Source organism: Streptococcus sp. 263_SSPC, assembly GCF_001071995.1.
Classification (GTDB): Bacteria; Bacillota; Bacilli; order Lactobacillales; family Aerococcaceae; genus Granulicatella.
The window spans coordinates 1-12399 of the sequence record NZ_JVNU01000011.1; the positions used below are offsets into that span (position 1 = coordinate 1).

At 41.6% G+C, this 12399-nt stretch carries 15 protein-coding genes; 1 reads left to right on the forward strand and 14 read right to left on the reverse strand.

The genetic code is table 11. From position 1 onward, the window contains the following. The coding region (locus tag ADH02_RS00475; protein ID WP_048781683.1) for an IS3 family transposase at positions 1-153 on the forward strand (153 nt) is incomplete at its 5' end. Between the two features lie 65 nt (positions 154-218). Here the strand turns inward: ADH02_RS00475 and ADH02_RS00480 are convergent. The 14 genes from ADH02_RS00480 to ADH02_RS00545 all read right to left on the reverse strand — a co-directional run bounded on the left by ADH02_RS00480 (position 219) and on the right by ADH02_RS00545 (position 12305). Beyond that, positions 219-569 carry a type II toxin-antitoxin system PemK/MazF family toxin gene (locus ADH02_RS00480; protein ID WP_048711934.1) on the reverse strand — a complete coding sequence of 117 codons (351 nt, stop codon included), beginning with the start codon at positions 567-569 and terminating at the stop codon, positions 219-221. Further along, complete coding sequence (gene alr, locus ADH02_RS00485; RefSeq protein ID WP_342585576.1) at positions 562-1680, reverse strand: alanine racemase; 1119 nt, start codon at positions 1678-1680, stop codon at positions 562-564. Before alr ends, ADH02_RS00480 begins: the two co-directional genes overlap by 8 nt. Before the next feature lie 13 nt (positions 1681-1693). Continuing rightward, the gene (gene acpS, locus ADH02_RS00490; RefSeq protein WP_048781685.1) at positions 1694-2056 is read right to left on the reverse strand and encodes a holo-ACP synthase; all 363 of its coding nucleotides are present in this window, start codon (positions 2054-2056) and stop codon (positions 1694-1696) included. 75 nt (positions 2057-2131) lie between these two features. Continuing rightward, entirely contained in the window at positions 2132-2695 is a 564-nt protein-coding gene (gene nrdG / locus ADH02_RS00495; RefSeq protein ID WP_048781686.1) for an anaerobic ribonucleoside-triphosphate reductase activating protein, read from the reverse strand. Beyond that, positions 2688-4886 carry an anaerobic ribonucleoside-triphosphate reductase gene (nrdD, locus tag ADH02_RS00500; RefSeq protein ID WP_048781687.1) on the reverse strand — a complete coding sequence of 733 codons (2199 nt, stop codon included), beginning with the start codon at positions 4884-4886 and terminating at the stop codon, positions 2688-2690. Before nrdD ends, nrdG begins: the two co-directional genes overlap by 8 nt. 164 nt (positions 4887-5050) lie before the next feature. Continuing rightward, on the reverse strand, positions 5051-6169 hold the full coding sequence (locus ADH02_RS00505; protein WP_048781688.1) for a phosphotransferase enzyme family protein: 1119 nt from the start codon (positions 6167-6169) through the stop codon (positions 5051-5053). Between the two features lie 123 nt (positions 6170-6292). Next, positions 6293-6886 carry an ATP-dependent Clp endopeptidase proteolytic subunit ClpP gene (gene clpP, locus ADH02_RS00510; protein ID WP_048711574.1) on the reverse strand — a complete coding sequence of 198 codons (594 nt, stop codon included), beginning with the start codon at positions 6884-6886 and terminating at the stop codon, positions 6293-6295. 71 nt (positions 6887-6957) lie between these two features. Next, positions 6958-7152, reverse strand: a complete 195-nt coding sequence (locus ADH02_RS00515) for a DNA-directed RNA polymerase subunit beta (RefSeq protein WP_048711572.1) — start codon at positions 7150-7152, stop codon at positions 6958-6960. Continuing rightward, positions 7149-8228, reverse strand: a complete 1080-nt coding sequence (locus tag ADH02_RS00520) for a rod shape-determining protein (RefSeq protein ID WP_048781690.1) — start codon at positions 8226-8228, stop codon at positions 7149-7151. Before ADH02_RS00520 ends, ADH02_RS00515 begins: the two co-directional genes overlap by 4 nt. Before the next feature lie 14 nt (positions 8229-8242). Continuing rightward, positions 8243-8884, reverse strand: a complete 642-nt coding sequence (locus ADH02_RS00525; RefSeq protein WP_048711568.1) for a Pr6Pr family membrane protein — start codon at positions 8882-8884, stop codon at positions 8243-8245. Between the two features lie 118 nt (positions 8885-9002). Further along, entirely contained in the window at positions 9003-9536 is a 534-nt protein-coding gene (gene mreD, locus ADH02_RS00530; protein WP_239681711.1) for a rod shape-determining protein MreD, read from the reverse strand. Positions 9537-9562: 26 nt separating this feature from the next. Then, positions 9563-10411: a rod shape-determining protein MreC gene (mreC, locus tag ADH02_RS00535; RefSeq protein WP_048781695.1), complete on the reverse strand. Its 849-nt coding sequence runs from the start codon at positions 10409-10411 to the stop codon at positions 9563-9565. Positions 10412-10446: 35 nt separating this feature from the next. After that, positions 10447-11448 (reverse strand): rod shape-determining protein, encoded by a 1002-nt coding sequence (locus ADH02_RS00540; protein WP_048781700.1) that lies wholly within the window; start codon positions 11446-11448, stop codon positions 10447-10449. Between the two features lie 656 nt (positions 11449-12104). Beyond that, entirely contained in the window at positions 12105-12305 is a 201-nt protein-coding gene (locus ADH02_RS00545) for a cold-shock protein (RefSeq protein WP_039849134.1), read from the reverse strand. Positions 12306-12399: the final 94 nt, after the last annotated feature.

Genomic DNA, 12399 nt, shown 5'->3' on the forward strand with positions numbered 1-12399 from the left:
CTAAAGTGCGAAGCTTTCTACATAAAAGATGAAGTAATAACTTCATCTTCTATTGTAATTCAAATTGTAGAAAATTACATCAAATATTATAATGAAAATAGAATCCAACAAAAATTGGACTACCTGTCTCCGGTTGAATACCGGAGACGGTAGCCCTAGGGTGTTTTTATTAAATTCTCACTTTTTGGGGTCAGTCCCTTTTTATTAGAGGACTGTTTTTATTCTAACCCCAGACTCACTTTGAGTCCTGCATCAATGATTTTCATAAAGTCACTATCGACGGTCGTAATCTTTTCAAGAATACGCACTTTATCAATCGTTCGTAATTGCTCTAGTAAGACGACAGAGTCACGTTCGAAACCGAATTGGTCTTTTTTGATTTCAATATGCGTTGGAATATTAGCCTTTGTATGTTTGGCGGTAATCGCCGCTACAATGACCGTTGTGCTAAAGTGATTTCCTACATCATTTTGCACGATGAGGACAGGGCGTTTTCCCCCTTGCTCACTTCCGACAACTGGCGATAAGTCCGCAAGACACACATCGCCTCTTACAATCTTATCAATCATTTATATACACCCGTTTCACGCGGTCTGAAATGATGCAAAGCACTTCATAGGCAATCGTCTCTGAACGCTTCGCTAATTCAATCGCGGTAATTTCTTCGTCTCCATCTTTTCCAAGGAGCGTCACCGTTGTGCCTACTGGAAATTCATGCGGTAAGCGAATCATGCACTGATCCATGCAGATACGTCCAACAATTGGACAACGAACGCCGTCCACTAAGACATCCCCTTTATTGTAGGCACGGATAAATCCATCCGCATAACCAACTGGAAGTGTCGCTACCCATTGCGGTTCGTCTGCAGTGTATGTCGCACCGTAGCTCACCGTATCTCCTGCTTCCAGCTTCTTCACTTTCACCATTTCCGTTTCCCAACGAAGCGCTGGCGTTAAAGATGACTCGTCTTTCAGCGCTAAGTCTCCATTGGAAGGATTAATTCCGTAAATTCCAATCCCATATCGAACAATGGCACTATCTCCTGCTCCATGCCAAAGCGCATAAGCGGAGTTCGAGTAATGCACATGTGCTGGTTTGACGCTTAATTCATCGACAAGACGGTGGAACTTCTCGATTTGTTTGGTCAACTGTGTCGTATCTGCTTCATCGGCAGTCGCAAAATGCGTGAAAATGCCTTCGAATTCAAACGGGCCATTTTGTAGTACCGCTTCAACTGAAGCTAATTCTTCCTCGTCCACTACGCCGATACGTCCCATTCCAGAGTCCACGGCAATATGCACTTTTAACGGTGTATCGTTTAAATACTGCACGGCTTCTTTCAGCCATGCCACTGAATCGACACTCGCAGTAATCTTATTTTCTGCTAGAAGTGCGGCATCTTCAACGCGGCTAAGTCCTAGAATTAAAATTGGTTGTGTAAATCCAGCCTGACGTAAGCCTAGTCCCTCATCCACATTCGCTACACAGAAACCTGTTGCGCCAGCTTCTACGGCTGCTTTTGCCACTGGAATCATCCCATGTCCGTACGCGTTGGCTTTCACCACTGCATAGAGTTCTTGAGAAGGGCTCAGTTTTTCCTTCTGCTTTTTAATATTTTGTTTTACAATCGATAAATCCACTACCACTCGTGTATTTCGATGGATTGCTTCTAACATCATTGGTTCATTCCTTTTATTCGTTGGATTCTAATACGACGACGGCATATGCATCATGATTCGTATGCGTAATGGTGACCCATGTTTTGTGGGCGTACCGTTTGCACACAAGGACTGGTTTTCCAGACGCATCATTTAAGACTTCGATATCTTGGAAAGACACGTATTGTCCAATTCCCGTTCCCAATGCTTTTGCGTAGGCTTCCTTGGCCGCAAAACGTCCTGCGAGAAACTCCACTTTTCGCTTCGTTGGAAGACTATTATATTTCTCTAGTTCTTCTGGAGTCAGCACTTTTTGTAAAAAAGTTTTCGGTTCTGCCACGATTTTTTCAATGCGTGAAAGTTCCACTGCATCCATTCCAAGTCCTGTAATCGCCATTGTCGTCTCCTTTAACGTATTTCATTCCTTCATTTTATCAAAATAATGACCATTTGTCAGAAATTTTATCGTTTCTTATGATTCCCAGAGGCCTTTCCATAAAATGACTTCCCCAGATTCAAGAGACGCCTGCACATCGATAATGCGTTGGTTGCTAGAGCCGCGAAACTGCAAGGTCAAATCCTTCTTGGCAAGTTCAAATCGTCCATCAACTAAAATATCAATCAAGCGGAGTAATTCCAGCTTATCCTCTGTTTCTTGCATCAATTCTTCCCATGTATATCCAGTCCACGACCACACGTCTTTGGTGTGCCCGTATGCTTGTCTGAGTGCCTTTACTAGAGAAAGGCAGACACCCGTATTTAAAAACGGCTCGCCTCCAAGAAGTGTTAAACCCTGACAATACGAAGCGCCCACATCTTCAACGATTTGTGCTTCGAGTTCTTTCGTATACGGAATACCGTAATTAAAATTTTGCGCGATAACGTTATAACACCCTTCACAGGCAAAAAGGCAGCCGCTCACATACAGCGAGCAGCGTACCCCTTCCCCATCGACAAAATTATACGATTTATAGCTCGCAATCTTCCCTTGGGAATACTGCTGGCTGGTCCATTCTTTTGGCTTCGGGTTATTCATCCTCTGTCACCCCAAGCGCATAGCGTTCCTTGAGTTTTGGCATATGTTTCACACGCGAAGAAATCTCCACGTGACGACCATGCACCATTGGACGTGCTTGCGGATTACCAAGATAACCACAAGTTCTTTTCACCACATCACACGTTTGAGGATCATGGTTCTTACACTGTGGACATTCGAACCCTTTAGCCGTTGGAGTAAATTCGCCATCAAAACCACACTTATAGCAGTGGTCGATTGGTGTGTTCGTTCCAAGGTATCCGACTTTGTCATAGGCAAAATCCCACACAGCTTCTAACGCTTTTGGATTTTGACGAAGCACTGGATATTCACAGTAATGGATGAATCCACCTGAAGAATACACAGGATAATCTTTTTCGAACTCAATCTTTTCAAATGGCGTTGGATTTTTGCGCACATCGTAGTGGAAACTATTCGTGTAGTATTCCTTCTCGGTAATATCTGGCACGAGACCGAATTTTTCGATATCGAGCTTACAGAAACGGTCGGTCAAACTTTCACTAGGAGTCGCATAAACGCTGAAATGATAGCCATACTCGTCACCCCATGCATCGGTATGAGCCTTCAACGCCTTCACGATTTCTAAAGTAAAGGCCTTGGCTTCCGGATTCGTTTCCCAAGCTGGACCAAAGAAGGCCGTCGCTGCTTCATAGAGACCGATATAGCCAAGAGAAACCGTCGCACGTTTGTTTCTAAAGAGGACGTCGACTTCTTCGCCATCCTTCAATCGTTGACCAAACGCCCCGTAATGATACAAGACTGGCGCATTGTCGCGAGTGGCTTCCTTACAACGTTCCACACGGTAGACGAGTGCATCTTTACAAATCGCGAGTTTTTCCTCAAAAATCTCCCAAAACTTTTGAAGAGATCCATCTGCTTCAAGCGCAATCCGAGGAATATTAAGAGTCACAACCCCTAAGTTCATTCGGCCGTCGTTCACTTCTTGGCCGTTTTCGTCCTTCCATCCTTGTAAGAACGAACGGCATCCCATCGGCACTTTGAAACTTCCTGTTAGACGAACGATTTGTTCATAGCTTAATACGTCTGGATACATGCGTTTTGTCGCACATTCCAACGCCAATTGCTTCACGTCATAGTTTGGATCATTGGCTTCCAAATTCACGCCACGTTTCAATGTGAAAACGAGTTTCGGGAAAATCGCAGTCCGTTTTTCTTTACCAATCCCTTCCATGCGCACTTGCAAGATGGCCTTTTGAATACAACGTTCAAAGTGATTCGTTCCGAGTCCAAATCCAAGTGTGGTAAATGGTGTTTGTCCTTGGGATGTATAGAGCGTGTTGATTTCATATTCTAAGGATTGCATCGCATCATAAATATCTTTTTCCGTCTTCTTCATCGCGTATGCTTCTTGACGGTCTTCTCCTTCAATCCAGACTTTTGCATCTGCTAAATGCTTTTCGTAATTCTTGGCTGCATAGGGTGCTAGTAACTCATCCACACGGTTAGCAGAGCACCCACCATACTGACTGCTTGCCACATTCGCAATAATTTGCGCCATTTGTGCCGTTGCGGTTTGAATCGATTTAGGAGACTCCACTTCCGCATTTCCGATTTTAAAACCGAGCCCTAACATGTGCTCGAAGTCAATCAAGCAACAGTTCGTGAGCGGCATATATGGATGATAATCCAAGTCGTGATAATGGATGTCGCCCTTCAAATGCGCATTAGCCATGTGCGGCGGAAGCATCTTCAAGCCGATAATTTTCCCGACCGTTCCAGCCGTTAAGTCGCGCTGCGTATTAAATACTTTACTATCTTTATTCGCGTTCTCGTTGACGACGCTCGCCTCTTTATTCGTTAATCGTGAGAGCGCCCATTGGAAATCTAACTGATTCTTACGGCGTAAATCACGGTCAACACGGTAAGCAATATACTCTTGTGCAAGGTCTGACTCTCCGTCTTCAATCAGTAAATGTTCAATGATATTTTGAATTTCATAAATCTCAATCGTATCGTTAAAGCGTCTTGAAATCTCCGCGAGGACATCCTCTACAATGCGACCAAGCACTACCATCCGCTCGTCGCTTAATTCACCATTCAATCCGATTTCCGCTTTTTCAATTGCACGTTGAATCTTTTCTTTTTGAAATTCGACTTGTCGGCCATCCCTCTTCGTGACCGATAATGCTGTTAATGTCTCTACACTCATCACGATTCCTCCTTAAACTCTAGTCCTTATTTTAGCACTCAAAAAATAAAAATCAACCCCTAAAACACAATATGTTGTGTTTTAGAATCGTTATAATTTACAACATATAGTGTTAGAAGCTACAAAAAACTCCCTGACAAATCTGTCAGAGAGTCTGAAATTCTTTATTTTTGTGCGTTTTGAACGGCTTCGACCATCTTATCCCACACGTTTTCCATATCTTGTACTAATTTCAATTGCGTACGTGCACGGTCCAAGTTTTGTCCTGGACGAGTCGTTTGATAGTAAACGTCCCCGTTGATGTAGTCCGTCAAGAAACGAATGCCTTGCTCTAGCGTAATCACGCGAGCACCCCAAGGTAAGTATTCGAGTTCAGCTTCCGTCAAGATGCCGTTTGTTCCTTCGATAAAGCCTTTCACGTATGTTTCGTATAAGTCAAAATCGAAGTTCACTTTTGTTAAATCGGATTCGTCTTCGGCACAATCATTAGCACCAAAACGAATCGAATCACCAAAATCAAATAACACTAATCCCGGCATTACGGTATCAAGGTCCACGATGCAAAGCGGTTCTTTCGTTTCGCTATCGAACATGATGTTGTTTAATTTTGTATCATTATGCGTTACTCGAAGCGGCAATACACCTTCGTCAAGTAAATCATAGAGTAAGAAGCAGTCCGCTTTACGGTTTTGGATAAATGCAATCTCTTCTTGCACCTCTTTCACACGGCCCACGCGATCTTCTCTAATCGCTTCTTCCAACTGTCTGTAACGATTACGTGTATCGTGAAATTGTGGAATCACTTCTACTAATTGGCTTGCATCAAAGTCGTTTAAGTCATAAGCAAAACGACCGAATGCTTTCGCTGTGATATAAAACTGTTCTGGACTTTCTACTTTATCTAATGAATAGCTATTTTTCACTGAATCATAAATACGCCAGTAAGTTCCGTTATCCAAGTTCGCTGTTAAATGGCCATCTTTAGTGCGGATGACACGGAGTGTTTCACGAGAAGCGTCGCGCCCTTCTGCTTCGTATTTTTCACGAAGATATGTGGTTATCTTCTCGATATTTTCCATTAATCCACGTACGTTTGGAAAAATATCATGGTTGATGGCTTGTAATACATATTGTTTTTCTTCATTTTCATGTGTATGTGTAATTTGATAGGTTTTATTAATTAATCCATTTCCTAAAGGTTGAATATCTACTAATTCCCCTGGTAATTCGTAATATTCATATGCCACACGAGCATTATTTAATGGATTTCCTTCTGTTGTCATAACCTTTTCCCCTTTTACCTTCTAACAAAGTCGTATGTGTCTATTGTACCGCTTTCACGACTAAAAAGGAAGATATACGGCGAAAAAAAAGCAGAAGAACTATTAGTTCTTCTGCACTTTCTGTTATTTCATTTCTTTTGAGCTTTCCATGATGGCATCGATTAAGCCATATTCTAACGCTTCTTGTGCTGTCATGTAGTTATCACGGTCTGTATCTTTTTCGATACGTGATAATTTTTGGCCTGTTTGTTTTGCCAAGATTTTATTTAAACGTTCACGTGTTTTCAAGATTTGACGTGCTGCAATTTCGATTTCTGTCGCTTGCCCTTGTGCTCCGCCTAAAGGTTGGTGGATTAAGATTTCAGCGTTTGGTAATGCGAAACGTTTGCCTTTCGCACCAGCTGTTAATAGGAATGAACCCATTGACGCTGCTAGCCCCATCGCGATTGTTTGAACGTCCGCTTTAATGAAGTTCATAGTATCGTAGATGGCTAAACCAGCTGTTACGCTTCCTCCTGGAGAGTTAATATACATGTAAATGTCTTTCTCAGGATCTTGTGCATCTAAGAATAGTAATTGCGCGATGATCGCATTCGCCATATCGTCGTGAACCGGTCCGCTCACCATGATAATACGGTCTTTTAATAAACGTGAGTAAATGTCATAAGCACGTTCTCCGCGTGAAGACTGCTCGATAACTGTTGGAATTAAATTCATAGCATTTCCTCCATATTCTGCTTTTGTTATAGTCTACTTTAATAGTCAACAAAGGTCAATCTATCTGCTTGTTAGTTAATAAAGTTGAAAATCTTGTCCCATACTTCTTTTGAGAAAATATCAAATGGGTTGTGACCTTCACCAAGAACGGCATAACCAACCATTAAGCCAAGTGCAAATAAGATGACTGCGATAATCACGAAGATTAAGACACGGAGTAGCGCCGTCAATAATAAGTGACCACTATTTTTCAATTCTTGCTTCATGCTTCTTCTTTCCTTTCATCATCAATCATATTCGCAGTTGGGTTCATTACGACTTTCTTAGAACTGAAGAGTCTTCTGAGTCCTGAGAAAATACCTCGATCTGCTTTAATGCGGTTTAATAAGATTCCTGTTCCAATCGCAACACTTTGAAGCGGGTTCTCCGCCACCATCACAGGAACTTGTAGCTTCTCTGAAAGCATACGGTCGATTCCTTGGATGAGCGCTCCGCCCCCTGTCACCATCACGCCGCGTTCGATAATATCGCCTGCGAGTTCTGGTGGAGTTGCTTCGAGTACGAGTCTAGCTTCTTCGCCAATCGTATCGAGCATTTCTTTTAAGCAATGATAAATTTCATTTGTATAAATCGTTACCGTCTTCGGCAAACCAGTCGTCATATCGCGACCTTTAACAATCATATCCGACTCGTTTTCCACTTCAATCGCACTACCGAGATTCATCTTGATGGCTTCAGCGGTACGGTCTCCGATAATGAGTTGATATTTGTCTTTAATATATTCCGAAATAGCAAAGTCCATATTGTCGCCAGCCAATTTAATCGAACGGCTTGTGACTGTTGACCCCATTGAAAGAACGGCAATATCACTTGTTCCGCCACCGATATCGATGACCATGTTTCCAATTGGAGAGAAGATATCGAGTCCAACGCCGACTGCGGCCACTTTTGGTTCTTCCTCTAAGTAAATATTACGTCCACCGCATTTAATCGCTGCTTGGATAATCGCTTTTTGCTCGACTGTCGTAATATTTGTTGGTGTGCAAATCAAAATATCTGGTTTAGAGAACCAACTATTTAAGTTTAATTTTTGCATGAACAATTCAAGCAATTGCTCAGTAACCGCGATATCCGCAATTACCCCACCTTTTAATGGATGGTGCACATTGATTTCTTTAGGTGTACGGCCCACCATTTGATACGCACGTTCACCGACTGCAATCACGTCGCCATTACGCTCATCTAGCGCAACGAGTGACGGTTCATTTAAAATAATTCCACGATCTTTTAAGAACACTAAAATATTCGCTGTTCCTAAGTCGATTCCAATATCTCGAACCATGAAAGTCTCCTCTCTTATAAACGTTCCTTTGTTTTGAATCCATTTTTAAATACGAAAAGAATATACGAGCCGATTAAAAAGGCTACGGCTAATCCTAAGCAATATTGCAAGACACCGACAAATCCATATTTATCCACATTCAAGAAGAAATATGGGAATGGGCCATCTTTGTTATTTCCAATCGGAATACGTGTGATGAGTGCAATCGCCACAGATACAATCGCATAGACCAGCGGCAATAGCGTCCACGTAAATGGATCATACCACTTGTAGCAATGTCCTTTATCAAAGACGATGCAATCGAGCAAGGTTCCAAACGGCACAATATAGTGCGATAGGAAATTCTCAATCGTCCAGAACTCTTCGGCTGTCTTTTGTGGTGCTAACATAAAGTGATATACCAGCCCCGTTAGAAGAATCGCAACCGTAACGCCACCCTTCAATCGAAGGTCCATCTTACTCCAATGGCCGTCTTTGCGGTATTTCAATAGCAAGTACACCATAAACAATCCAACGAGTAGATTCGATTGATTCGTGTAGTAACGAAGTCCATGCCAGCCGTGAAGCGTCATCTGCATTAGAAAACCGACAATCGCACAGGTCGCAATGATACCCTTCGAGATTAGACTTGCTTTTAAAAATGTTGCTCTCTTCATTCAATTCCTCTTTCTCTTGACACTAATCCTCTTTATTATACCATATCTATCGCCGTTGTCAGTACTATTAACGTGCAATCAAAAAGGCTTGGCCACAAACAGCCAAACCTTTCTCAAATTATGCTCTACGATGGTTCATTAAGTCATGTGGACTTACGACCGGAGTTGAGTTCACCCATCTAGCAAAATTGCGAAGCGGGAGATATAAAATATAGTAAATCACGATGTTTAACATTAAGGTTGCCCCGAGTCTTACTACTAAGAACTCGTTCCAATCCATTCTTCCGACTCCTCGTAAGGCATACACGAAGTAAACAGAGACTTCAGTGAAGCTTAAGAAAAACACTAGCGCTAGCCCTAATGTAAATGGATTTTGAAGGATGTTAGAGCGAACCAAATTAATGATTCGTACAATCACTGCAAACAGCGCCATATAAACACCAAGGACGCCTGAGTAGTAACTGTCCACTAAAAATCCTGCAACAACTGTAAACCAGAACATCGACTTTTGATCAATCATGAAGTTTAACAACACGACTGCGATAACAATCATTCGAGGCGTTAAGCTATAGCCGGAGAAGAGAAACAATTTTGAAAAATGATTCGTTAACACTCCATCGGCTAAGAAAGCAAGAATATAAACAAATAACACCCAGTAAACTCTTTTTGAGATGCGCATTATTGTCCCTCGCTTTCGCTTGTACGAATAACAACTGTCACATAACGAACGTCATTCGTATCCGCTGCTGGACGAATTTTCACTTCTTTATACAAGCCAAAACGGTCCATCGCCACTTCTTCAACTGTACCGATATACAGTGAGTTTGGAGAAATACCGCCGAGACCACTTGTCACGACTTTATCCCCGACTTTGATATCTTGCGTTGCTTGAATTTGGCTCATCACTAACATATTCGTTTTATCGTCATAGCCAGTGATTGTTCCGTAGATTGGTTCTTTTTCGTTTTGAATCATCGCCGCCACACGCACTAATGTATTATCGGCATTCGATAATAGTGCTACACGTGCACTCGTTGGATTCACGTCCATGACTTTCCCTACAAGCCCGTTATCACTCATAACAGACATTTGTGGTTGGATGCCATCATTTGATCCTTTGTTAATCGTAATGACATCACGCCATGTATCTGGATTACGCGCAATTACCGTCGCATTCACTAACGTATAATCGTTCAGCGTATCTTGCAACTTGAGCGTTTCCTTCATTTTTTGGTTATCACGTTTTAACTCACTCAATTGAACTTCTAATTCATGAATGGTATCGATTTTTTGCTTTAATGATTGATTTTCTTGATACGTATTTGATAGATCACTCACACTATCGATAAAATCATTAATACTATTTGCTGGATAAGAGACTAATCTTCCAAGAATATTGGTTACATCATTAACACCTTGAGTCACGATATTACTGCCGTAAGTAATGGAATACATGATTAATGCTAAAGCCATGATAATTCCAATTACCCAACCAATTAGTTTCTTATTTGAAAAAATTGGATTCACATCCTCACTCCTCTTTTTTTATTTTTCAACGGACTCTATTTTTTCATTAATGATGGATTTGCTAAAATCGCACCTGTTCCTAGTGCCACACAATCAAGTGGATCGTTGGCCACAAAGGCTGGTACTTGCGTTTCCTTCGAAATCATCTCAGCAAGGTGACGAAGCATTGCGCCTCCACCTGTTAACACGATTCCATGATCAATAACGTCCGCAGAAATTTCTGGCGGTGTTTGTTCCAATACATCTTTTACTGCGTCTAAAATTTGATGAATGATTTCACTCATCGCAACTGCAATTTCTTTTGCAGGCACTTCAACAACACGTGGTAATCCTGTAACCATGTCACGACCACGTACTTGCATGCTTCCTTGTGCTTTTTCAATAGAAGCTGAACCAAGCGTAATTTTTAATTCTTCAGCCGTACGTTCTCCAATTAATAAATTGTATGTCTTACGAACGTGCTGCACGATAGACTCGTTTAACTCGTCTCCTCCGACACGAATCGAGCGGCTATTCACGATTCCACCAAGCGAAATCGTCGCCACGTCTGTCGTACCGCCACCGATATCGACAATCATGCTTCCAGTTGGGTCTGTAACAGGGAGTCCTGCCCCCACAGCCGCCGCGAATGGTTCTTCAACCACGTACGCTTCTTTAGCTCCTGCATATTTTGTCGCGTCTAAAACGGCTCTCTTTTCAACGTCTGTAATGCCACTTGGCACACAAATAATGACCACTGGTTTAAAGAATGAGCGGCCCACAATCGACTGAATGAAGTATTTCAACATTGCTGTCGTTGTATTGTAGTCAGCGATTACGCCATCTTTCATTGGGCGTAAAGCTACGATATTTTCTGGTGTTCTACCAATCATTTCAAATGCAGATTTTCCTACTGCGATAATTTCTTCTGTAACGATATTTTTTGCAACAACGGAAGGTTCACGTGTGACGATTCCCTCATCTTCTAGATAAACAATCGTGTTAGCTGTGCCTAAGTCAATTCCGATATTTTGTGCTTTAAAATTTAATGCAACCACACTGTTTCCTCCTTAGATAATTCTTCTACAGACTTGGCTGTAAGAATTCTATTCTAGTATAGCAGAATTTAGCTTTTTATTCTTGTATTTTATAGATTTTTAGGAAACTTTTTTATTTCGTAACATTAAAACGTTTTCTGTAATATTTTGGTGATATTTTTTGTGTAAAAAACTGGTGAGCCTTCGGCTGGAATGGCAGAAACAATGAGGGGGGTTATGCTGTTTCGAAAAACTACGAGCACATTCGGATATCTTCATAGGAACAACAATAGCTATACCGGAACGAGCCTAGGTCTCGTTTCCTATCGAGCTTCAAACTGACTCTAGAAAATAAATTTCCAGAGTCAGTAATTCACATCGATTATGACCGCTATTGTTATTCCTATAGAATCCGAAGGCTCTTCGTTTTTCAACAGTCGATACGCTTATTGTGTCTCCCATTCCAGCTGGGGTAGCTTTTGACAAAAAATCACCAAAACATTGGAATGAATTTACGAAATAAAAAAATGCAAGAATAAAAAGAAATTCTTGGGAGGGGGAGGACAAAAAGGCCATATATGGACATGGCCAAATTTGTACATTTTAGGCTTCGACTCTTCTGTTTTTGCGCACAAAAAAACCACCGGAAAACCGGTGGCATCAAAGTTTAAGTTAAATTATAGTTTAACTACGTTAGCTGCTTGTGGTCCACGAGCGCCTTCTTCAACATCGAATTGAACTGCTTGTCCTTCTTCTAATGTTTTGAATCCTTCTGATTGGATTGCTGAGAAGTGTACGAATACATCGTTTCCACCTTCACGTTCGATAAACCCAAAACCTTTTTCTGAGTTAAACCATTTTACTGTACCTTGTTCCATGAACATTTCCTCCTTGTGCCATAGCACTTGTTATTCATATTCTTGCTAATGGTTCGAAAGGAGTAATACCTTACACAATTTCTATACCTAACAA

What these genes read in the sequence shown, in the direction of transcription:
- ADH02_RS00480 (WP_048711934.1), bottom strand. Translation starts at nt 569, where the DNA reads ATGATTGATAAGATTGTAAGAGGCGATGTGTGTCTTGCGGACTTATCG.
- alr (WP_342585576.1), bottom strand. Translation starts at nt 1,680, where the DNA reads ATGATGTTAGAAGCAATCCATCGAAATACACGAGTGGTAGTGGATTTA.
- acpS (WP_048781685.1), bottom strand. Translation starts at nt 2,056, where the DNA reads ATGGCGATTACAGGACTTGGAATGGATGCAGTGGAACTTTCACGCATT.
- nrdG (WP_048781686.1), bottom strand. Translation starts at nt 2,695, where the DNA reads ATGAATAACCCGAAGCCAAAAGAATGGACCAGCCAGCAGTATTCCCAA.
- nrdD (WP_048781687.1), bottom strand. Translation starts at nt 4,886, where the DNA reads ATGAGTGTAGAGACATTAACAGCATTATCGGTCACGAAGAGGGATGGC.
- ADH02_RS00505 (WP_048781688.1), bottom strand. Translation starts at nt 6,169, where the DNA reads ATGACAACAGAAGGAAATCCATTAAATAATGCTCGTGTGGCATATGAA.
- clpP (WP_048711574.1), bottom strand. Translation starts at nt 6,886, where the DNA reads ATGAATTTAATTCCAACAGTTATCGAGCAGTCTTCACGCGGAGAACGT.
- ADH02_RS00515 (WP_048711572.1), bottom strand. Translation starts at nt 7,152, where the DNA reads ATGAAGCAAGAATTGAAAAATAGTGGTCACTTATTATTGACGGCGCTA.
- ADH02_RS00520 (WP_048781690.1), bottom strand. Translation starts at nt 8,228, where the DNA reads ATGGTTCGAGATATTGGAATCGACTTAGGAACAGCGAATATTTTAGTG.
- ADH02_RS00525 (WP_048711568.1), bottom strand. Translation starts at nt 8,884, where the DNA reads ATGAAGAGAGCAACATTTTTAAAAGCAAGTCTAATCTCGAAGGGTATC.
- ADH02_RS00545 (WP_039849134.1), bottom strand. Translation starts at nt 12,305, where the DNA reads ATGGAACAAGGTACAGTAAAATGGTTTAACTCAGAAAAAGGTTTTGGG.